Below are 22,406 nucleotides of genomic sequence, written 5' to 3' on the forward strand. Positions count from 1 at the left end.
ATGCCTCTGCAACTGCAGATACCGAAGTCCATAAGATAGCCCAATCCCAATACAAGTCCAAAGCCAAAGCCAATGCCAAAGCCAAAGCCGCGATTGATAATATTTAAACTCGATAAGTGCAAAAATTTGCTTAAAAATGCACACCCCAGCAATGAAAAATAAAATTCCATATTTAAATCTGCATAACATCAGGATTCTTCGTATAAATAAGGTGTATCTCACTAAAAGTGCAACATAGGCATGATTAATGGTTACAGGTAGACTGTTTGAAATGATTTCTTACAATATTGGTTGTATTAACATTGATTTAACATCGATGTGTGCGGTGTCTGAAAAACAACACGTTGCAATGTTACAAAATGTAAATTTATGAAAAATAATGTGATTGAGTCGAGGTGGTATATTTAGGTGGTATGAAAAGTGTGCGATTCATGGGAAAATGCATCTGTCAATCGAGTAGCACGTTGAAAGGATGCTTTCTAATTTATTTGCACTAAAGAGGTGTGTATGAAACTTGGTATTATTTTCCTTATCTCTATCGTCGCTGGTATTTTTTCGGGCGAGCACTATCACTCTTTTGTTGCCGGTTTTGCGGTTGCAGCAATTGCAGTCGGCAGTGGTTACTGGCTAGCGTTTCGAAGTTCAACACGTTATCCGCAACTTGCTTTACTCATGTTGCTGCTAGGCCTTGCGGCTAAAATGGTAGTCACTGTGGTGGGGGTGATGTGGAGTTTAGAAGCGAACCTGATCAATTCTCCAATTGTGTTCTCATTGTCTTATTTGTTCTTCTCTATTGTTGTGACATACGGTTATTCAAAACTGCGTGAATACCAAATGCAAAAACTTAGTGTAAAAGAGAAGCAAAAATTGCAAACGCAACCTGCGTAATGCGAATTTAACCCTCTTCAAAAAAACGGGCTATCATGAGATAGCCCGTTTTTTTATGCATATCGATTAGTGGTGTGAGAAGTTCTCACCTTTTGCCAAGCGATCGTACAAAATTACGTTAACAGCGGCTGCTAAGTTCATGCAGCCTTTTGTTGGTACATAGATAGTTTCGCGACAAAAACTAGTGATCTCTTTTTTCAAGCTGCCATCTTCAGGGCCAAAAATATAAAAAGCACGTTCTGGGTGTTTGTAATCGGGTAGTGGTTTTGCATCATCGGATAGCTCCACTGCAACTGGTACACAACCTAAAGGCAATACAGCTTTAAGATCTTCAACGCCGATCAGTGGGATATCGCGATGTACGTTTTTGGTGTCGGTGCAAAACTGTTTGGCAAGGTCATATCGTGTACCCGTATAAAAAACAGAATTCACGCCGTAACAGCCTGCGGCACGCATCACTGAACCAACATTTTCAGGGGTCTTAGGGTTAAAAAGCCCTACACAAGAGTAACCTTTGCTCATAACACTCATCTTCAAAATTAAATGAAGCCGAATTATACGGATTTTTGCGATAAAAATCAGGAGATTTATATCTTCTTGAATCTGTTACGTAATAGCGTGGCTTTGACCTCCGTTCTTCTAAGAATATCAAGGCGATAAGTTGTTGAATCGAGACTTATGTCCTATCGTATTATTATGATAATTATGCGTTTTTTAGCTTTTGTTGTGCTTGCGAGTATGATCGGCGGGAGATTTTTATGCAGAGGAAGTTATCGTTAGCTGTTGCAATAGTAATGATGAGTGCGCAGTTTGTTCATGCGGAAGTAGTAGAAACTACCCGCTTAATTGGTTTTGGTGAAGCAAAATACCCACGTGATTTCGCCCATTTTGAATATGTTAACCCCCAAGCGGTAAAAGGGGGAAACATCACTTATTCTCGTGTTGGTACCTTTGATAGTTTTAATCGTTTTGGTACGCGTGGTGTTTCTGCTGCGGGTGCAGAAGCTATTTACGACACCTTATTTCTGCCCTCAGAAGATGAAATAGAAAGCTATTATCCGCTCATAGCCAGTAAGGCTCGCTATAACGATGATTATGCGTGGATGGAAATCGACCTGAATCCTAATGCTGTTTTTCACGACGGTCATCCCATAACCGCTGAAGATGTTGCCTTTACCTTCATGAAGTTCTCAACTGAAGGGGTGCCGCAATATCGAATTTACTACAAAGACGTTAAGTCGGTAGAAGCGAAGTCCACACGAACGGTTCGGATAGAGATGGCGAAACCTAATCGAGAAATTTTACTTTCGTTAGTACAAGGTATGGCGGTATTACCTAAGCACTATTGGGAAGGTAAAGACTTGGGTGAGCCTCTTAATGAGCCACCTTTAGGTAGCGGTATTTATAAAGTCTCGGATTATAAGGCGGGGCAAAGTGTTACTTACGCGAGAGTCAAAGACTACTGGGCGGCTGATTTACCGGTGAATGTTGGTCGTCATAATTTCGATACTATTCGTTATGATTATTACCGTGACGAGACGGTAACGCTTGAAGCGTTTAAAGCGGGAGAATACGATTTTCGCCAAGAGAATGTTGCTAAGTTTTGGGCGACGCTTTATCAGGGCAAAAACTTTGATAATGGTCTGATTAAGAAAGAAGAAATCGCCCACGAAATTCCACAGTCGATGCAGGCTTTTGTTTTTAATACCGAACGTAATGTTTTCAAAGATGTTCGAGTGAGAGAAGCATTGAATTATGCGCTCGACTTTTCATGGATGAACAAGACGCTTTTTTATGATCAATACACACGCACTCGTAGCTACTTTCAAAATACAGATTATGAAGCGAAAAATTTGCCATCTGAGGCAGAGAAAACCTTACTTGAACCCATTAAAGGTCAGATACCCGCACGTGTTTTTACCCAAGCATATCAACCGCCAATATCTGATGGTTCAGGGCGTATTCGTACTAACTTAAGAAAAGCCCTTAGCCTGCTGAAAGAAGCTGGGTGGGAGCTAAGCAATAAGGTGATGACGAATATTAAAACGGGGGAATCCCTTGATTTTGAACTGCTGATTTACAGCCCAACCACAGAACGCATCGCCATTCCTGTTCAGAAAAATTTGAAACTGATTGGTGTGAACATGAAGATTCGCACCGTGGATACTACGCAGTATGTGAAACGCCTTCGTGACCGAGATTTTGACATGGTTTCGCATGGGTATGGGGCTAATCGTTATCCAAGCCGTAACTTGTTGATTGCATGGAACAGTAACTATATCGACAGTTCTTATAATACCGCGGGAGTAAAAGACCCTGCGGCTGATTATCTGACTCAAAAGATTGCAGAGAACCAAGATGATCCTGAATTACTGTTAGATTACGGCCGTGCCTTAGACCGTGTATTGCAGTGGAATTTCTATGTCATCCCACAGTGGCATTTGAGTAAATTTAGAATTGCGACTTGGGATAAATTCGCGCGTCCTGCTATTCGTCCGAAATACACCCTAGGGGAAGATACCTGGTGGGTTGATGCAGAGAAAGTGAAAAGATTGCCGAAGAAGCGCCAATAGAGCTGTATCTGTAATGGCTGCATGATGGGTGCGTAATGAGCACGAACTGACTAAGGTAAAATAATCATAAGGAGTGTTGGCACTGGTGTGGCCAACAAAATGGTATGGCTGCATATATTCTTCGACGATTGTTACTGGTTATCCCCACATTGTGGGCCATCATCACCATTAATTTCTTTGTTATTCAGATTGCGCCTGGAGGCCCTGTTGAACAAGCTGTTGCACAGTTAGAGGGGCATTCTTCTGGCATCATGGAGCGATTTTCAGGTGGTGGTCAAGAAGTTGCTTTAACGGAAGGTAACGGGGAGCAAGGAACGGGGTATCGAGGATCCCGAGGGCTAGATCCTGAGGTGATTGAAGCCATCAAGAAGCAGTTTGGTTTTGATAAGCCTATGCACGAACGCTATTTTGATATGCTTAAAAACTACGCCACCTTTAACTTTGGCGATAGCTTATTTAAAGGTGGCAACGTTATCGATCTTATTATTGATAGGTTGCCTGTTTCTATTTCGTTGGGGTTGTGGAGTACCATTATCATTTACATGGTCTCTATTCCTTTAGGGATAGCCAAAGCCATTCATCACGGTTCGCGCTTTGATATTTGGAGTAGTGCCGTTGTTATTGTTGGTTATGCTATTCCAGGCTTCTTGTTTGCGATTTTACTGATTATTTTCTTTGCTAGTGGCAATTACTTTAGCTGGTTTCCATTACGCGGCTTAGTGTCGCCAGATTGGGAACAACTTAATTGGTACCAACAAATTGGCGATTACTTCTGGCATTTGGCGTTGCCAACCTTGGCGATGGTGGTAGGCGGTTTCGCCACATTGACCATGCTGACGAAAAATTCCTTCCTTGATGAAATCAATAAACAGTATGTGGTGACAGCTCGCGCAAAAGGGCTAGATGAAAATAACATTCTCTATCGCCATGTGTTTCGTAACGCAATGCTGATCATTATCGCGGGTTTTCCAAGTGCTTTTATCAGTATGTTTTTTACCGGTTCAATGCTGATAGAGGTGATGTTCTCGCTTGAAGGTATTGGCCTGCTCGGTTTTGAATCGACTATCCAACGTGATTACCCAGTGGTGTTTAGTTCTTTGTATATCATGACCTTGCTCGGGCTGTTACTGAATATTCTCTCTGATATCACCTACACCTTGGTGGATCCCCGCATTGATTTTGAGGCGCGCTAATGGCAATGAATCCATTAACACAGCAGCGCTGGCTGCGTTTTAAAGCCCACCGCCGAGGTTACTTATCGCTATGGATTTTCTCTGTATTATTTCTTGTTAGTTTATTTGCTGAATTAATATCGAATGACAAACCCTTATTGATTCATTTTGAATCGCAATGGTATTTCCCAGTTGTTGAGCAATATGCAGAAACTGAGTTTGGTGGGGAGTTTGCAACAGAAGCTGATTATACCGACCCATTTGTTATCGATCTGATTGAACAAAAGGGCTACATGGTTTGGCCGCTAATTCGCTTTAGTTACGATACCATCAATTACAACCTAGCTGGGCCTGCACCGTCACCTCCTGATGCGGTTAATTGGCTTGGCACCGATGATAAAGGGCGAGATGTACTTGCTCGTATTATCTATGGCTTTCGTATCTCAGTGTTGTTTGGTTTTGCTTTAACGGTTATTTCAACCATAGTCGGTGTCGTCGTGGGGGCGTGTCAGGGTTACTACGGTGGGTGGCTAGACTTAATGGGGCAACGCTTCATTGAAGTGTGGTCAGGCATGCCGACCTTGTTTTTACTCATCATCCTTTCCAGTTTTGTCGAACCTAATTTTTGGTGGCTGTTAGGGATTATGGTGCTGTTTAGTTGGATGGGGCTTGTCGGTGTGGTGCGAGCGGAGTTCTTGCGGTGCCGAAACTTTGATTATGTGCGTGCGGCACAAGCGTTGGGAGTCAGCGATAGCCGAATTATTTTACGGCACATGCTACCGAACGCCATGGTTGCCTCACTGACCATGATGCCTTTTATATTGAGTGGCTCAGTGACCACCTTAACGTCTCTCGATTTTCTTGGTTTTGGTCTTCCCGCTGGCTCGCCTTCGTTAGGGGAACTGTTAGCGCAAGGTAAAACCAACCTTCAAGCGCCATGGCTTGGTTTATCAGCTTTTGCTGTTTTGTCTGTCATGCTGAGTTTACTTGTATTTATCGGCGAAGCGGTGCGTGATGCCTTCGACCCTCACCAGCAAGGATAAGCCGTTATGCCTAAAACGTTACTCACAATAAACAACTTATCGGTAGGTTTTGCCAGAGGGCAAGATGTAAACCAAGTTACACAAGATGTGAGCGTCAGTATTAACCGAGGTGAAACGCTCGCGTTAGTAGGGGAAAGTGGTTCGGGAAAATCAGTGACTGCGAATGCCATTTTACGCTTATTGCCAAAAGCGACAGCACGCTACATCAACGGCACCATTGATTATGACAATATTGATATGTTGAGTTGCAGTGAGCGTGAAATGCGAGGGTTACGGGGTAACCGCATTGGCATGATTTTCCAAGAACCTATGATGTCACTTAATCCATTGCACCGTATTGGGCAGCAGTTATGCGAAACCTTAGCTATTCATCGAGGTATGCGATCTAAGCAAGCTGAACAGCATGCCCTGACTTGGCTAAATAAGGTCGGTATTCGTAATCCAGAAAAACGCTTGAATGCTTATCCTCACGAATTATCAGGCGGTGAACGTCAACGTGTCATGATAGCAATGGCTTTGGTGAACGAGCCTGAATTATTGATTGCAGATGAACCTACAACGGCGCTAGATGTGTCGGTCCAAGCGCAGATCCTCGATTTGTTGAAAAGCTTACAGCAAGAAATGGGCATGGCTATGCTGTTTATTACGCATGACTTGAGCATTGTTCGTCAAATTGCGGATAGGGTCGCTGTGATGCAACTCGGTCGGGTCGTTGAAACCGATGACAAACAGGTTATATTTACCAACCCAAGCCATCCCTATACCAGAAAGCTGATAGATTCAGACCCGAAAGGATCACCCGTTCCCGTTAATATGCAGTCCGAACCTTTATTCAACGTTGATGGTTTACGTGTGTGGTTTCCGATAAAAGGCGGGCTTCTCAAGCGTACAATTGATCATGTGAAAGCTGTAACTGATGTCAATTTTTTTTTGCGAAAAGGCCACAGTGTTGGTTTGGTCGGAGAAAGTGGTAGTGGAAAATCAACAACGGGTATGGCGGTATTAAAGTTGCTTGAAAGTGAAGGGGTTATACAGTTCGACGGACATGATATTTCTACCTTTGATCGTAAGAAAATGCTGCCATTTCGCCACAAAATGCAGGTGGTTTTTCAAGACCCATTTTCTGCTTTAAATCCTCGTATGTCTGTTGCACAAATTATCGGGGAAGGATTAAAAGTGCATGCGCAGCTTTCAGCGGATGAAGAAGATGCCGCGATTTGTAAAGTCATGGAAGAGGTTGAGCTTGATATCACCACTAGGCACCGCTTCCCTAATGAATTCTCTGGTGGTCAGCGTCAGCGGATTGCTATCGCACGTGCGTTGGTATTGAAGCCTGAATTCATTTTGTTGGATGAACCAACATCGTCATTAGATCGTACCGTTCAATCACAAGTATTGGATTTGCTGAAAGCATTACAACAAAAGTATGGATTAAGTTATTTATTCATTAGCCATGATCTGAATGTCGTGAAATCCCTATGTCATTACACATTAGTGCTTCGACAAGGGAAAGTGGTAGAGCACGGTGAAACAGCGGCGTTATTCACCGAGCCACAACATGAATATACGCAGCAATTAGTTAGCTTGTCTGCTGTTAATAAAATTGCATGATTATTCTTGTTTTATCTGTATCGTTTGAATAGCAAAGGTGATATACCTTAGTTATTCAAGGTATTACAGGGACAGAGTAGAAATGGATAAGATCAATACGGTTGCAATTGTTGGCGGTACACACGGTAATGAATATTCGGGTATTTATCTACTACGTCATTGGGATAAGCAGCCTGAGATAATTTCGCGCAGTACCTTTTCAACGGAAACCGTACTCGCCAATGCAAAAGCGTTTGAGCAAAACAAGCGTTATGTTGATTTTGATTTAAATCGTCAGTTTAGCCATGAAGATTTGAATAACCCGAACCTTCGTGGCTATGAGCAGTGCTTGGCAAAATCCCTTAATCAGCAGTTGGGGCCTAAAGGTGATGCTAAAACCGATTTTATTATCGATTTGCACAATACCACCAGTAATATGGGACCTTCACTGATCTTATTACAATCTGATGCATTCAATCGTCAGATGGGAGCATATGTTAAACAGCATATGCCATCAGCGGTTGTGGTGTTTGAAGACCATGCGACAGTAGAACAGCACTTCTTTTTAAGCTCTATGTCACCCCAAGGCGTAATTGTCGAGGTCGGGCCGCAACCTCAGTCAGTTATTCGCCAAGATGTACTCGATTGGATGGCGGAGATGACCAAGCATATCCTCGATTTTATTGAGCTACATAATCGAGGTGAAGTGCCTGTTTTACGAGAAAAATTAGAAGCATTTAAATACAAAGAAACGCTATCACTACCTTTAGATGACGACGGTGAGCGAGCGGGTATGGTCCACCACTCAGTTCAAGATGGTGATTTCAAGCCATTGAAAAATGGTGACCCAATATTTACCTTATTTGATGGTACTGAAGTGTGCTGGGAAGGGGATTATATCGCATACCCACACTTCATTAATGAAGCCGCGTATTACGATAATAATCTAGCGATGTCTTTGGCTGAAAAAATTATAGTGAATGTCAACTAGGCAATGCGTTAGTTGCTATGTAATTGTCTGCGATTCTTTATGGTCTTGATGTTTAATGTGAACGCTTAACTAAGATGTCGATAGAGCGAGTAATCTTAATCACTTATCTAGATCATATTAATGGTCATTTCCGTGATTGACCTCGCATCTTAGTGGTAGTTACGTATATAATCGCCTGCTACGAATATTACTCGAATGCTGACATCATGAACCGTAAAAAGAAAGTGAACCAGATCCTTAAAAAAAGGATGAAACAAGCTAACGCTAAGATCCATAAAAGCAACAAGCCTCGTTATGTTTCTAAGGCTGATCGTGCAAAAATGGAGCAAGAAGAAGCTCTGGCTGCACAAAATGACACAGTTGCGACTGCAGAAGTAGATTCTGAGTCGAAAGCTGACGCAGAATAATATTGCGAGTCAATTCGATATCTTAGTGTCACTCAACGAGAATTTCATTGAGTGACACTGATTTATTGAATGTGTACGAGCTTATAAAGGAAGTTGCTAGCGACACAGTGTGGTGGCGTTTTTAATCTTGTTAGGAATACCTGGCAGAATAAGATTACAAAGGCCAACATATCGATTCGCGATATGAATAAATATAGAACGTGTTTTAGTGGGGAAGAAAATGATTTCAAAGTGGGCAATACGATTTAATCAGATGGCTGAACTGGTTGCCTCTTGGAGTAAAGACCCTTCTACGCAAGTAGGAGCGGTTATCACCAAGCACAACCGCATAGTTTCAGTTGGTTTTAATGGTTATCCGCACGGTATTTCTGACAGCGCAGAAACTGATGATCGTGACATGAAATATTTGAAGACGTTACATGCAGAAGAGAATGCCATTCTTTTTGCTAAGCGTGATCTCGATGATTGTGAAGTTTGGGTGACACACTTCCCGTGCCCTAATTGTGCAGCGAAGATTATCCAGACAGGTATTACTGCGGTGCATTGCCCTGAACAAAGTGAAGACTTTTTATCGCGCTGGGGTGAAAAGATCAAAGTAAGCCAAGATATGTTCGAGCAAGCGAATGTAAAAGTAGATTGGCTACCTGTTGATGAGCTGAAAGAAGCGCCTTAACCTTATTTAGGACGAGCCAAGATTCAAATAAAAAGAGAGTAGCCTGAGCTACTCTCTTTTTTTATGTTTAACCCTTAACCCTTAACCCTTAACTCTTCGATTTAAATCAAGCAGTATGATGATGAGTTTATTAGCTGTAGTTGTGCTCTGTACCCATCTGGAATACTGAGGTGACGGCAAGAGCATCGCTAAGTAGAGTGATGTTTGCTTTATAGCCTTTAGCAATTTTGCCGTAGTGATTATTTATGCCTAGTGCTTTAGCAGGGTAAAGGCTAGCAAGTCTTAGCGCTTCTTCTTTTGATACGCCAACATGATTGATGAGATTTTTCACACCTTCAATCATGGTGATAGCAGCGCCTGCAATGGTGCCATCAGCGTAGTGACATTTACCATCGGTTACGTAGGCTTTTGTGCCTGCCATGTCGTATTCAGTCATATCGGTACCCGCCGGGTTAACAGCGTCGGTCACCATAAAGAGTTTGTCGCCTAATTGCTGATGTGCAATACGTACCGATGCATACGACGAGTGAATACCATCGACAATAATACCGGCATGTGGCTTTTGATCGAAGATATAACCGACCGTACCTGGTTCACGCGAACCTAATGGTGTCATCGCATTATAAAGATGTGTTGCCATAGTCAGGCCGTTTTTCTCTGCACATTCGTCATAAGTTGAATTAGTGTGACCAAGTGAAACAGTAATACCAGCGTCGGTCAGAATATCTATCACACTCTGAGATGTATTTTCTGGTGCTAGCGTGATCACGCTGATATGAGCTGCGTTATCAGCAAGGTAACGGGCCGTGGCTTCGTCTAATTCACGAATACAGTCTTCCTGGTGTGCGCCTTTTTTAGCTTTACTGATAAATGGCCCTTCAAGGTGTAAACCTAAGATACCTTCCGCTGCTGGATTCGCGATATCAGCCACCATACCGACTACTGCTTTCATTGGTTCTTCACGGCTAGTGATGAATGTAGGCAAGTATTGCGTTGTGCCATGACTAAGGTTAGTCGCGTTCATGGTATCAAGAGTGGCTTTACGGATATCTGTGTTAAGCAGTACACCGCCACAACCATTGAGTTGGATATCTATGAATCCTGCCGTTGCCAATGCCCCTTTACCATCAATGACGACTTCTGGCAGCGTTGCTTGATCTAATGGCAGTACATCAATGATTTCATCACCTTGTAGGATGATTGCTTGATTTGAAAGGGTGTTAGTTCCGTCGAAAACATCAACATTGGTGATAGCACGTAAAGACATGGCATTATTCCTTATCGACCAACTCAGTCATCGTCTCTACTGGCTGGTAACACAGTCTAAATAATAAAAGCTTTGGTATTGCTCTGTGCTTACCAGTATCAGGTACGCTGAGAAAACCACTTAATTCACAATGAAAAATAAGATACTAGGAAGAAAGCGATAGGTCAATGGTTGGCTATGTTTTCACTTATAATTATACGCAAACCCAATAATGCCAGTTACATTTTGATTTGTTAGCAGGAGATGGTTAATCTTATTGATGATATATAGCCTCTCTTTATTGAGAGGCTATATATGAAAGCGTTGAGGAGTGTTTATATATTGGGTTGTTTAGTCTCTTTCACCCACTGGGATCATGATGTGTACATATGGGGTGTCTTTCCACATGACATAAGGACCACCGTTATTTGGATCGACGGGCAGCGAATCCAGTAAGCTTTGATCTGGGGTGATGATCATTAGGTGCGGACCCTCTCTAACCCACTGGTTTTCTTCGGTTTCACCTTCAGCGTAAGGGTCGATATTACTGGCCCCCTGATCGCCTGCCAGCATGTATGAAATACCGATAGTTTTAGCTTGGAATGGTTTTTTGTTCATCCAAGCATCTGCCCACTCCATCCAAGCTTCGTCCATACACATAGGTGCCTTGCCCTCGAGCTGTGGAGGGGTAGGGAAACAGGTGTATCTACTATCACCTTTTTGTAATACATTTTTTTCCCAGTCCAGCACTGTGACTTTATCTTTCAAAGTCGGTGGCGCTGCACTGAGTGCATCTTCTAACATTTCTTTCGGACTGCTATCAGCGGCGTAGAGGTTAAAAGAGAGCCCTGCTAATAGCGTACTGGTAAGTAAGATATTTAGTTTTGTATTCATAGTCATCTTCGGATTTTTATCCGCCTTAAAAAGGACGCATTTAATTATAGGTGACGCTGTCACTCCTGCATGGTGAAGTCTAATTAATTGCGATAAACACTGAGGGTAAAAGCCTGTGGATGTAAAATAGTGCTTACTTATAAGTACGTTACCCATATTAAAAGCTGCTTAGTAAATTAATTGAGATAGTACTAATTGTTAAATGTACCTTCACAGATAAATACATTATGGTGTCGCTGAATATTGTTGGAGATTGTAATGAAGCCGCAAACTGTCTTGGCCAGTGTCTCATTAGTGATTGCACTGGGCTCACTTGAGAAGAGTATTGTGACAACGCCTTTGCCTATTATTGGTGAAGAGCTAGGTGCTGGTCAGGCACTGACTTGGGTAATCACGGCGTACTTATTGGCGGCAACTGCCGTATTGCCTGTGTATGGAAAATTAAGCGACATTTTTGGTCGTGTACGCATGCTGAACATTGGTATTGTTCTTTTTGTTTTAGGCTCTATTGCTTGTGGTCTCGCGCAAGATTTACCGAGCTTAATTGCAGGGCGTGCATTGCAGGGGATTGGAGGCGGGGGACTATTAGCTCTGGCTTTTACCGTGATTGCGGATTGTATTCCTGCAAGAGAGGTGGGTAAGTATCAAGGTTATATTTCTGCAGTCTATGCGGTTTCAAGCATTGCTGGTCCACTATTAGGCGGATTTTTTGCAGAACACACAGATTGGCGCTGGGTATTTTGGATCAACTTGCCGTTAGGCGCATTAGCGATGTGGTTGGTGAACCGAAACTTGTCGCATTTAAGCAAAGGAAGGCGTTCTACATTTGATTGGCAGGGCGCTGGCTTACTTATGTTGTTGTCTACTGTGTTGCTGCTGGTGGTGTCACCAGAATCAGCAATCAGTAATTATATTCTTGTTCCGGTGTTAATTATATCGGGCATTCTATTAGTGTTGGTTGAGCGCAAACAGACAGATCCTATTTTACCTGCTCGCTTAGTGCACCTTGATGGTTACATGATGAGTGTTGGTTTGATGATGTTATCGCAGTTACTAATGTTTGCCGTGCTTGTGTATTTGCCCTTACAGATGCAATGGCAGAAGCAGATGACGGCATCAGAAAGCGGTATGTTGATGATGATCTTCATGTTCAGCATCACAACAGGAGCGTTTAGTAGCGGAAAGTTGATTGCACGTAGGGGTAAATATAAACCATTTGTTGTGGTCGGCTTTTCACTGGCTGCGATTGCGCTATGGATTTTACACAGTGATCATTATGTGTCGCTTGCTTTGGGGCTTGCAGGCTTAGGTCTCGGCTTTACTATTCCATCGCTAAGTGTGGTCGTACAAAATGTATTACCACCTGCTGATCGAGGTATAGGGATGTCGATGTTCAGTTTTGGTCGTGAACTCGGCGGGGCGATTGGTGTTGCATTTTGTTCGGCACTTTTTCATGCTCAACTGTCAACGTCGTCAGCCAGTAATGCGGTAGTAAATATCGACGGGCATAGCCAAACATCACTAGCCGATTTTGCGCCAGGCCAATTGGCCGAAGGGTTTAGCGTGATTTACGGTGGGATGGCAATCGTTGCTATTGTGGCGTTAGTACTGACTCTACTTTTGCTGCGGCATCAATCGCTGGACAACTAACGGCGTAAATAGCACTGTAAATGTATACTAAAGAGAGAAGGCGTGCGTGGCACGCCTTTTTCGTACTGGAGTGTTGCGCTTTCTTAGGGCAAAATACTCGCTTTCAAAATGACAGTGTTATTTCAGTAAACAAGTATCTACCTATTTTTACTGAAAAAGAGGTTTCCCATGTCTTGGTCCAATTGGCCATTTATTATGTCGAGCGTATTTTCTCAGCTCGCTATTGGTGCTTTTATTTCGTTAGGTTGTGTGATTTTGAGTGGCAAGCTCTGCTTTGGACAGAGTGACCGCGTTCATAGAACTATGCCAGCCTTGTGGTTAATGCTTTTTGTTTCTTTAATTTTGCGTGAAGGCAATCTTATGTTGATACAAGCGCATTCGGCATATTCACTGACCAATGAAGTACTGCTTGCTATTGTCTTTTTTGGTTCTGCGATTTGTTATTGGTTTTTTGAAAAGGGCCTAGTTGCCACGGAAGGGTTCCGTAAAGTCTTACTCGTAAATGTTATGGTTTTGGGTATAGCCTACTTAGTGAATGGCTTTGTTGTACGTTCGTCGCACTGGTTGGTGATTTCTCATTTTATGGCAACGACTATGGTCGGAGGTATGTTATTTGCTCATGCCGCATTAGTGAGATCGCAGCACAAAGTAGAAGCGGTTAACCGTATTTTCCCTATTGGCGGAATGCTACTTGCGATTGTGTGCTTTATTACAGGTGCTAGCCAACTCGGTGATCTTAAGGCGTTAGCAGAAGCTCAAAACGAAACAGGACCTTTGATTGCTCAAATTATAAGTTTAGGTTTACTCGTTGCTGCTACTGGTGTGTGGTTAATGCCAATGATTACGCGATCTAAACCAGTGCAAGGCGTAATGACATTTGCATTATTACTGATTTTCCTGTCTTCATTGTTTGCTGGGGTGGGCGTATAGCGGCCTAAACTTGGTTATCTCACCAAGCCTGAAAATAGATCATGGATAATAAAGGCGATACTAATTAGTATCGCCTTTTTGCGTTTTGGTGACGAGTTTACTCACTACTTGATGATTGAAAGCAACTGCTTAAATTGTTCACCCTTGGCAATGCGCTGCAGCTCAAACAGCGCCATTTCAGTACTGGTCATTTTAATACCCGCGAGGGCCATTTTTTCAAGCGCTAGTTGTTTATTCGCTGGATGACGAGAAGAAACAGCGTCAGTGACAACTTCCACATGATGACCCGCGTGATGAAGATCCATCGCTGTCTGATAGACACAAATATGCGCTTCGATACCAACGACCATGATGTTACTGCATTGGCTTGCTTCTAATGTGGCTTGAAACGCTTGATTACCACAGGCGCTAAAAGTATTTTTGGCGATTGGAGACTGATCCGTGAGTAAAGCCTGCAGTTCGGGGATGGTCGTACCCAGTTTATCTGGAATTTGTTCCACCCAGATAATCGGTAGCTTCATTAGCTGTGCACCTTTCACCATTACCTGTAATTGAGCAAATAGCTCATCGCGTTGGTGCATGATTTGGGCAAGTTTGCCTTGAACATCAATGATCACAAGTGCAGTGTTATCAGCATCGAGCATAATTTGTCCTTAAATATAGCGTCCGTGTGGTTGTTAATTTAACTATCGTTTATAGATAAAGTGTAGCAGCTTCATTGGCTTAGCTTATATGTTTGTGTCAAAGTAATTTGAAGTTAACGGCTGAAAAAGGCTAGGGCGGTGAGCGGGATTGTAAAGTGTAAAGATAGCACTTACTCAGCAGTTACTGTGTAAGTGCGTATCTGTTAGCTGTTGGCCATCGTAATGATTAGAAATAGTGGAAAATTGGTGCTTGGTGCATCAAAAAATTCTGGTGTGAAATGTTCCATGAATAAGCGCCAGCTAAGGTGAAAACGAGGTAATCACTAATCGCAATTTCTTTTACGTTTTGTTGAGTAGCTAACACATCTTTGGGTGTACAAAGCTGCCCAACCAATGTCACTTTTTCGAGTGTTACTTTCGGCAATAACGGTGAAGTGTCGTTATGATTGGCGACAATTGCGAATGGGTGATTATGCGATTGTGCCGCTGGGGTACGGAAATGGTGAGTACCGCCACGCCCAATAACAAAGTTTTCACCAAGATTCTTTTTAATATCGAGTACTTCCATTACATAGTACCCGCAAGCGGCACTAATAAAGCGACCACACTCAAATCTTAGCTGCCACTCTTTCATACTCTCCGTCGCAATCAAAAATTCTAATTTGTCACAAAATTCTGCCCAAGCAAAATGCGCATGCGGATCCAGGTAGTTAATACCCATTCCGCCGCCCAAATTGATAGCTAGCTTGCCAAGTTGATATTGAGACTGCCAGTGTTTAACAATGGAGAAATACTTTTGCATTAATGCAAGGTGTCGTTTCACACTTAATTGATGAGACATTAAGTGAAAGTGAAATCCTTTCAATTCAATGAGAGGGTAATCCTTTAAAACTTGCAATGTATTGGGTAATTCATTTTCGTCAAAACCAAAAGGAGTCGGTTTCCCCCCCATCGCGAGTTTACTCAGTGTTATCTCACCGATGTCGATATTCATTCTTAGATAAATAGGGACCGGTGTTTCTAATTGACGAGCTATTTCACCAATGCGTTGTAGCTCGACTAAGCTTTCAACATGAATAGCATCAACCCCCATGCGTATGGCTTGTTTAAGCTCTGAAGGTAATTTCCCCGGCCCACCAAAGATTAACGGCTTATTGAGTTGTTGTTGATCTAAGTGGGTTAACTCGCCACCAGAGGCCGCTTCAAACCCATTAACGAAAGGCGCAAGTGTTGATAGGATCTTCGGCATTGGGTTGGCTTTAGCAGCATAGAATAACTCAACATTGTTAGGAAGCACCTGAACCATAGTGCTTATATGTTGGCGTAGGTGATCTAAATCGTAAAGATAGGCACACAGTGGTTCTTCCTTATGGCTAATTGCAAGGTTTTTAATTTCGTCAATAACATGACTGGGTAGCGTTTGTTCATTTGTCATTATGTTCTCCTTAGCAACCTTCTTGAGCATTTATCCATGGCACTGGGATCATGGTGTAATTCGATTCTTTATCTGCTTTTTTCATTAACCGAGTTGTGAAGTTGTTTTTGCTTGGCATCGCACCACCTTGAAGTAGTGCTTCTAACTCAGGTTGTTTGCCATTGATTGATTGCCATTGATGTATGGCCTGTCGTAGATGCTGCCAAAGCTGTTTTTCTAAGGTTTTTTCACCATTCGCAATGAAGAAAATGGCTTCACTGACATTATTAATAAAGGTGCAATAGCCAATGCGGTTCCAGCCCTGCTCTCGAGTGTAATAAACGGACTGTTTGGCTCGCTCGGATAGACACTGTAATTGACTGTCAGGCCAGTGCTGCTGAAGAAGCTTGGTACCTTCTAAATCTCGAACCCAAACACAGCAAGGCATATTCTGGTCAAAACCAATTAAGGTGTTTTGTAAGTGAGGTTCGAATGCCACGCCGTGCTTGAAGAAGTAGTTGAACACGCCGGGTACTAAACAGTGGATATAACGCTCAAACCACAAGTTAGCTATCTGAGCGTAACTACATTGTGAGGATATCGCTTTCGAGCTGAGTTGCTTAGCTATTTGGCTTCTTCCGTTTTTATCATAAGAAAAGAGAGCACCAGCTAATGAAGGTTGGAGGTTATCGACTTCACTCAAGGTGAAATTTTCGCGATAAAGAATGCCAAAAGATTCGCGTGCTTTAATAATATTCGATTCATCGTTGTCGTCGATGCGCGATAAGTTAATGGTGGTGGCGAAAGGTTCAGCCATAACTTTGAATACAGGGTTATGTAATTGTTCCGTTTCACGCAGGGGCTTTAATATATTAGTCAGCTGTACTGCGCTATCAAGCTCATACCAAGCGTTTTTTCTGACGCAATTAGTCAATCGAACATTGATAGAGAACTTCACAAACCAATTGATATCAGGGTGATAAAGTGTTCGAACAGAGGATGTTGGATGGATTCCTTTTCCACCAGTGCCCAATGGTGTAATCAAGCCTTGGGCAATGGCTCTCTTGATCGCTGGGTTAGCTAGAATTGTATAGCTTTCCCATGGATGACATGGATATAGCACATGCTCATCACTGGCAGAATGCTCTGGTGTCAGTTTCTCTATGGCTTGCTGTGGGTGCAAACCATGACTGGTATCGCCAAGCGTATCAATAAGGTTTTTGGCAACGTTAAACCAGTACAGTGGAAATTCTGCACCCACTTCGGGTGAGCACGCAAGCAGGTCATCCATGGAAACACCAGCTCGACTTTTCGGTGTTGGATGATAAGCGTGACCCCAAAGTAAGGCTTGTTCACTCGCGATGAAGCTATTGTGATGGTTATTTTTTCCTTCGGTATGAACAAATTGTTCTGTTACTTGAAGGCTATTTGAGAGCTGCTCCATTAGCTCGGTATTAAATGGGATCGATAATGCTGATGACAGGTAGCTCAATAACCAGTTGAGCGTTTGCTCGGCTGTTAATTTATGCCATGTTTCACCCTTCTTTTTTAACCAAGGACGATCAGTAAGGCTAATTTTGCCTATCTCACTGATGTAGTTCACTGGGATAATCATCTTCGCTTTATGAATAGGGAAGTTAAGGTTAACAAGGCGTGAGCGATTGCCATGGCGCAGGGTCAGTGGCACGGTTGCATCCTTGCTTTCCCATTCTAAGTGATCGTTTGGGATCGCATACTCACGCAGGTAGCAATTGAGTATGCCCATCGTTGCTTGTAACTGTGTTTTCTCTTGGCTTGCGAGCGCATTAACGGTGCGCAAATTTGGTGTCGATAACATGTTGTTCCCATTCTTTAAACGTATAAGTGAGCATCAGAACAGCGAGAAAGCTGATTAATGATGAAATGATGAAAGGAACAGACAGATAACCAAACCCTGATACATAAGAAGCACATAAACCAGCGATAACACCTCCCCATTTTGACATTGCATCAAATCGAGAAAATACTCGCCCACTGTTAGCTTTGCTAAAGTGATGTGAGAGCGATTGATGTAAGCCGTGAAAACACAAAACAATCCCTATACCAAACAACAGACGCGCGACAATAAGAGAACTCATATAAGGAAGTAAATGAGTCAGGTTACTTATTGCCAACGTAGTAAAGCCAACGAGAAGAATACGACGGCTGGTGGTCGACCACTTATGGATCACACTCGCCAGTAGTAGGTACACAAGATGAGGTAAAGCATATAAAAAACCAATCATGGTTGAACTATCAATACTTTGTGACTGAGCAAAGGGCGCAAAGTAAGGAAAGGTAACGACCATGCAAAAAGCAAACATGAATTGCAGAATATAAAGTTGCACCATTATGTTCGAAGGCTTTATGATTTTGCTTAATTGACCATTATTTTGTGCATTTCCCGAATCGTTATTTAGGCTTTGATTATTACTGTCCTTTTGGCGTTCAGAGAGTACTGGCTGGTCTTTAGGTAAATGTAGCGTTAGCGCAAAGGCAAATAAAGGCAGTATTGCTAGCCACAAATATGCATTGAGGGGGTTTAGGCTTGAAAGGGTAAATCCCAAGCTAATAGGCGCCACAATTAATGCTAATCGTGCTGACTGCTGCGTTTTATTTAATGTTTGGCCCAGCTTTTTACGATCAGATATCTGGCTGGAGAGGTAGCTGTTTGAAGCTGCCATCGTTCCGCCGAATGTTCCTTGTACAATTAGACCAATGACAAAAGTGGGCAAGTCGGTCGCAAGACCACACAGCACAAACCCAGCGGTTAAGCCGACTTGCGCTCTCAATAGTGATAATCGCTTACTATACTTATCGGCAAATAATCCCCAGAACCGTGATGCAGTTGCTGTGCACAGTGTCGGTAATATAAACAGTATTCCAATCCACTGAGCGTCTATATTTGTTCCTAATGTTGGTATTACCATAGGAAGAAATAACGGCATCCCAAGCGCTGAAAAGGCGGCGATAAAATGGCATAGCAGCACACTATAAATGAGTTTTGTCATTCGTATTTTAGTTTCCATTTTCGCGAGATTTTATATCGCGCGAGTTCTTATTTACGTCAATTTCCATTTACATAAGTTCTAAGCTTCAGTTGTACTGATTGAGTTGATCTATGTGATTTTTCTGTAACTTCTCACTGGTTAGCTTGAGGAAGTTGGGGGCTGATTTGCCATAAAACTTGTTGATGTCCTCTGCACCTGAGGCTTGTTTAGAGAGTAAGCTTCCTGAGCTGAGTAAGTATTTGGCGTAGAAGAAATCGTCTTCTAGAAGGTGTTGACGTGCAAAGCCAGTATTGCAGCCTGCTGACTCAAGCTCATCCAGATTATTCTCTATCGAGCGACGTACAATGGTATAGAGTGTTGCTGATGTGGCTACACCTGCATGGGCCATAGCTTCAACGATAGCGGCGATATCAAGTTGAAGCGTGATTGTGGTGTACATTTGAGCAAGAGCTTGCTCGTCTTCAACTAAAATTCGTTGGTCGAGCAACTGTCCAAGCTTAACTGGCGCATGCTCTTCAAACGGTTTGAACTGTTTAGGCCAAATTCGAGCAGCGTCATTATCCTTCATTGCTAATGACATTTTCCCTTCACGAGAAATAGCAAGAATTGCATTTTGTTGGTTAGATTCAAGTGCAATACCGTATCTAAGCCACAGTGTTAAATGGGTTTGATTAAGTAAATTGACGTAATCAGTGAACCATTGAAGAATATCACCGTGGTAATATTGTTCAGCAAGGTGTTCTAAGAATAAACGTGAATCTGGCATTAAACCTGCCAGCGCAGCGACGGGGATAAGTGCTTTCTCGCTTGCGTGTTGTAGTGGATAACTTCGTACAATGTAGGCAAATGTTTTGTCTTCACCGACATGGCCACCATGCTGTTCATCGCAGTGGAAGTAAAGCCCGTTTAAGCGTTGATCAGTTTGTTCAAGGTGCGCTAATAACCGTTCAAACCAGTGGCCGTCATAGATAGTGGACGGTTTGATTAAGCGAATATTTTTGGTCCCCAAAGTACGCATCACTAAGGGGACTTTTATGTGAGTTTCTGGTGAGTTTTTAACAACGACAGTTCTCACTGATAACGTTGGAACAACGTCTAATACGGCGTTGGGTGCTTTGATTATGCCTTGTGGTAACGTATTAAGGGTACTGAAGGTTAGTGGGTGTGCAGGTATGAGTACATGGCTTAAGGCAAAATCTGCTGGCAACCCAGCGGCTTCCATCGTTGGCCAACAATCTGGCTGATCTGACGTCAACGTGACAAGCGATTTTTCAACGGCAAGCCAGTTTAGGGCAAAGCTATTTGAGTATTCTGGCGCATACTTCACCAGATCTTGTGCGTTAAAGCCAAACTTGGCGCGTGCAGTTGGATAATAAGGATGATCTAAGTAAGAGGCGATTTGATCGGCGAGTAGAAGCTGTTCATCCCATGGTGTCAACTCACTAAAAGGGTGTGAGAGCTTCTTTTTTTGGCTGTGATACGCTTTATCGCAAAGTAACCCATGGCTTTCAGCACATTGTAGCTCTTCTAAATAGGCCTCAAGAAGTGCTTGAGAACCTTCAGAAGCACATACTTTTAGCAGTTGAATCCATTGCTCATAACCACTTTGTTTGGTTATCTTGCCTTGATATTTTTGCAGCCACCCTTCATCAAAATAAAACCAGTGTTGCATATAATAGCCAGCTTCAATAGGTAGGTAGAGTGTGTGCTCCTCGATAGAGAAAATGAGCCAGTGTTGATGTGTTTTCAGTTGATCCCAATTGGCTGCAGCATCGAGTGGTGTATGAAGAATGCTTGCTTGGGAAACAATGCCAAAAAGGTCTTCACGAAGACAAGTATCGATGAGACGTTTAGTGAGGTATTTATGATGGTTTTTCATGCGAGCACCTCTTGTTCTGATACTAGGTCACAGGCGTTGATAGCTTGTTGCAGCGGTAGCTGAAGTGGCTTACCAGTAGGTGAGGCAACTGAGATCCGAGCTAAGTAATCTTTATTTGAATGGCTTATTGTTAACGTTTTTCCTGCTCGGCAGAGTACTTGGCACTGAGTGATAATGCCATCGAGTTGAAATTTATTGGATTTGGTGTTTCCGGTAATAATACCGCTATGTTCAGCAATAATATAATGCACTTCTGCAGAGCCTGATATTGCTAAGGGCTTATCAATTTTCCAACCTTGATGGAGTTGCAGGATGGTTTCAAACCAAGAGTATGGCGCTAAGTTATTAAGTAAAAACTCACGTCCATCACCTATACTTCGATAGTTAATTTCAACTAATACTGGACCTGTTTTAGTGAGAATAAATTCACTATGACAAACACCTAACCCGATACCAAATTCAGTCAATTGTTGTAAACAAGCATCTTGGTGTTTTTCACTAAGAGGGCCGTTCCAACTCGCGGATGTTTCAATAAAGTATGGCGGTTTTGACAATTGAACATCGAAGCCACCAATAGGTATTATTGTCTGACCATCACTCAGTGTTTCTAATGTTATTAATGGGCCTTGAATATATTCTTCTAACAATATTAGCGTGTTAGGTTGTTTTTGCCAAAATTGCTGACAATATTTATTTAATTCTTTTTCGTCATTACAAAGCTGAACATCCATACTTGCGACGCCTTCACGTGGCTTAGCAACTAGTGGAAATAGTAGCGATACAGGTAAGTTTTGGTCAGATTGGATTAACCAACTTTTAATATTAGGCAAATCTTTTTCATCAAGAGTTTCTCGTGTTAGCTGTTTGTTTTTAGCTTTGAGACATACTTCCCATGATTTTGCTGGTAGCTTAAAAAACTGAGCAGCAATAGCGGTTGAAGTCTGAAGGTGATCGCTATTACTAAATATAATGTTCGGAGAAAACCCATTTTTAATAATGGTATCGATAATGTCGAGCGGATTAAAAACATCACACTCGATAATTTGATCTGGATGAAATGATTTATCGTTAATCGCGAGATTAAGGTGATCTAATTTATGATCTGTGATTAACACTGTATGCATATTTAGTGCTTTAGCTGCGGGAACAAAGCCGTGTGTTACGGCGTCATTCACCACATGGCTAATTATAATAGCTATAGATTTCATAAGCTTTCCTAACTTTAAACTGTCGTTGATACGTGCTCACCGCTTGTGCGATTACCCGTTGTTTTCTTATGGTTATTGTTGTTATTTTGTATGCCTTGTGATGATCAGGTTGTTGTTTATTACTCTGTTTCACAAGGCATGTCTCTTATACACATCTGACGATGCCGACGAATAG

At 42.4% G+C, this 22,406-nt stretch carries 19 protein-coding genes; 10 read left to right on the top strand and 9 right to left on the bottom strand.

Annotation, left to right across the window (positions count from 1 at the left end; genetic code table 11):
• Positions 1-507: 507 nt before the first annotated feature.
• Positions 508-888, top strand: coding sequence for an NADH:ubiquinone oxidoreductase (locus tag ASV53_RS12610; protein ID WP_094957325.1), 381 nt, complete (start codon positions 508-510; stop codon positions 886-888).
• Between the two features lie 66 nt (positions 889-954).
• Here ASV53_RS12610 and ASV53_RS12615 read toward each other — a convergent pair whose 3' ends face one another.
• Complete coding sequence (locus ASV53_RS12615) at positions 955-1,410, bottom strand: RNA methyltransferase (protein WP_062689333.1); 456 nt, start codon at positions 1,408-1,410, stop codon at positions 955-957.
• Between the two features lie 236 nt (positions 1,411-1,646).
• Between ASV53_RS12615 and ASV53_RS12620 the strand changes: the two genes are divergently transcribed.
• From ASV53_RS12620 to ASV53_RS12650, 7 genes are all read left to right on the top strand, one after another.
• Positions 1,647-3,461: an extracellular solute-binding protein gene (locus tag ASV53_RS12620; protein WP_094957326.1), complete on the top strand. Its 1,815-nt coding sequence runs from the start codon at positions 1,647-1,649 to the stop codon at positions 3,459-3,461.
• A gap of 104 nt (positions 3,462-3,565) precedes the next feature.
• Positions 3,566-4,654, top strand: coding sequence for a microcin C ABC transporter permease YejB (locus tag ASV53_RS12625; RefSeq protein ID WP_094957327.1), 1,089 nt, complete (start codon positions 3,566-3,568; stop codon positions 4,652-4,654).
• Positions 4,654-5,676 (top strand): ABC transporter permease, encoded by a 1,023-nt coding sequence (locus tag ASV53_RS12630; RefSeq protein WP_094957328.1) that lies wholly within the window; start codon positions 4,654-4,656, stop codon positions 5,674-5,676. Before ASV53_RS12625 ends, ASV53_RS12630 begins: the two co-directional genes overlap by 1 nt.
• Before the next feature lie 6 nt (positions 5,677-5,682).
• Positions 5,683-7,287 (top strand): ABC transporter ATP-binding protein, encoded by a 1,605-nt coding sequence (locus ASV53_RS12635; protein ID WP_094957329.1) that lies wholly within the window; start codon positions 5,683-5,685, stop codon positions 7,285-7,287.
• A gap of 82 nt (positions 7,288-7,369) precedes the next feature.
• A complete protein-coding gene (locus ASV53_RS12640) occupies positions 7,370-8,257 on the top strand; it encodes an aspartoacylase (RefSeq protein WP_094957330.1) in 888 nt (295 codons plus the stop codon).
• Positions 8,258-8,463: 206 nt separating this feature from the next.
• A complete protein-coding gene (locus tag ASV53_RS12645) occupies positions 8,464-8,664 on the top strand; it encodes a DUF2986 domain-containing protein (protein ID WP_062689343.1) in 201 nt (66 codons plus the stop codon).
• A 220-nt stretch (positions 8,665-8,884) separates the two neighbouring features.
• Positions 8,885-9,337 carry a dCMP deaminase family protein gene (locus tag ASV53_RS12650; RefSeq protein WP_062689345.1) on the top strand — a complete coding sequence of 151 codons (453 nt, stop codon included), beginning with the start codon at positions 8,885-8,887 and terminating at the stop codon, positions 9,335-9,337.
• A 130-nt stretch (positions 9,338-9,467) separates the two neighbouring features.
• Here ASV53_RS12650 and nagA read toward each other — a convergent pair whose 3' ends face one another.
• Together nagA and ASV53_RS12660 are read right to left on the bottom strand one after the other, a co-directional pair.
• A complete protein-coding gene (gene nagA, locus ASV53_RS12655) occupies positions 9,468-10,604 on the bottom strand; it encodes an N-acetylglucosamine-6-phosphate deacetylase (RefSeq protein WP_094957331.1) in 1,137 nt (378 codons plus the stop codon).
• 330 nt (positions 10,605-10,934) lie between these two features.
• On the bottom strand, positions 10,935-11,477 hold the full coding sequence (locus tag ASV53_RS12660; RefSeq protein ID WP_094957332.1) for a hypothetical protein: 543 nt from the start codon (positions 11,475-11,477) through the stop codon (positions 10,935-10,937).
• Positions 11,478-11,735: 258 nt separating this feature from the next.
• Between ASV53_RS12660 and ASV53_RS12665 the strand changes: the two genes are divergently transcribed.
• Together ASV53_RS12665 and ASV53_RS12670 are read left to right on the top strand one after the other, a co-directional pair.
• On the top strand, positions 11,736-13,127 hold the full coding sequence (locus ASV53_RS12665; protein ID WP_094957333.1) for an MDR family MFS transporter: 1,392 nt from the start codon (positions 11,736-11,738) through the stop codon (positions 13,125-13,127).
• Positions 13,128-13,295: 168 nt separating this feature from the next.
• Positions 13,296-14,057, top strand: a complete 762-nt coding sequence (locus tag ASV53_RS12670; protein WP_094957334.1) for a DmsC/YnfH family molybdoenzyme membrane anchor subunit — start codon at positions 13,296-13,298, stop codon at positions 14,055-14,057.
• A 104-nt stretch (positions 14,058-14,161) separates the two neighbouring features.
• On the opposite strand, the gene ASV53_RS12675 is transcribed toward ASV53_RS12670, so the two are convergent.
• The 6 genes from ASV53_RS12675 to ASV53_RS12700 form a co-directional block, all read right to left on the bottom strand.
• Positions 14,162-14,701, bottom strand: a complete 540-nt coding sequence (locus tag ASV53_RS12675; RefSeq protein ID WP_094957335.1) for a hydrolase — start codon at positions 14,699-14,701, stop codon at positions 14,162-14,164.
• Positions 14,702-14,927: 226 nt separating this feature from the next.
• Entirely contained in the window at positions 14,928-16,136 is a 1,209-nt protein-coding gene (locus ASV53_RS12680) for a type III PLP-dependent enzyme (RefSeq protein ID WP_094957336.1), read from the bottom strand.
• A gap of 10 nt (positions 16,137-16,146) precedes the next feature.
• Positions 16,147-17,952: an IucA/IucC family protein gene (locus ASV53_RS12685; protein WP_439126485.1), complete on the bottom strand. Its 1,806-nt coding sequence runs from the start codon at positions 17,950-17,952 to the stop codon at positions 16,147-16,149.
• Positions 17,921-19,144: an MFS transporter gene (locus tag ASV53_RS12690; RefSeq protein ID WP_094957337.1), complete on the bottom strand. Its 1,224-nt coding sequence runs from the start codon at positions 19,142-19,144 to the stop codon at positions 17,921-17,923. Before ASV53_RS12690 ends, ASV53_RS12685 begins: the two co-directional genes overlap by 32 nt.
• 85 nt (positions 19,145-19,229) lie before the next feature.
• Complete coding sequence (locus tag ASV53_RS12695; RefSeq protein ID WP_094957338.1) at positions 19,230-21,023, bottom strand: IucA/IucC family protein; 1,794 nt, start codon at positions 21,021-21,023, stop codon at positions 19,230-19,232.
• Complete coding sequence (locus ASV53_RS12700; protein ID WP_094957339.1) at positions 21,020-22,231, bottom strand: ATP-grasp domain-containing protein; 1,212 nt, start codon at positions 22,229-22,231, stop codon at positions 21,020-21,022. The genes ASV53_RS12695 and ASV53_RS12700 overlap by 4 nt, the downstream gene beginning before the upstream one ends.
• Between the last annotated feature and the right edge of the window lie 175 nt (positions 22,232-22,406).

Source organism: Photobacterium sanguinicancri, from assembly GCF_002265265.1.
Lineage (GTDB): Bacteria > Pseudomonadota > Gammaproteobacteria > Enterobacterales > Vibrionaceae > Photobacterium > Photobacterium sanguinicancri.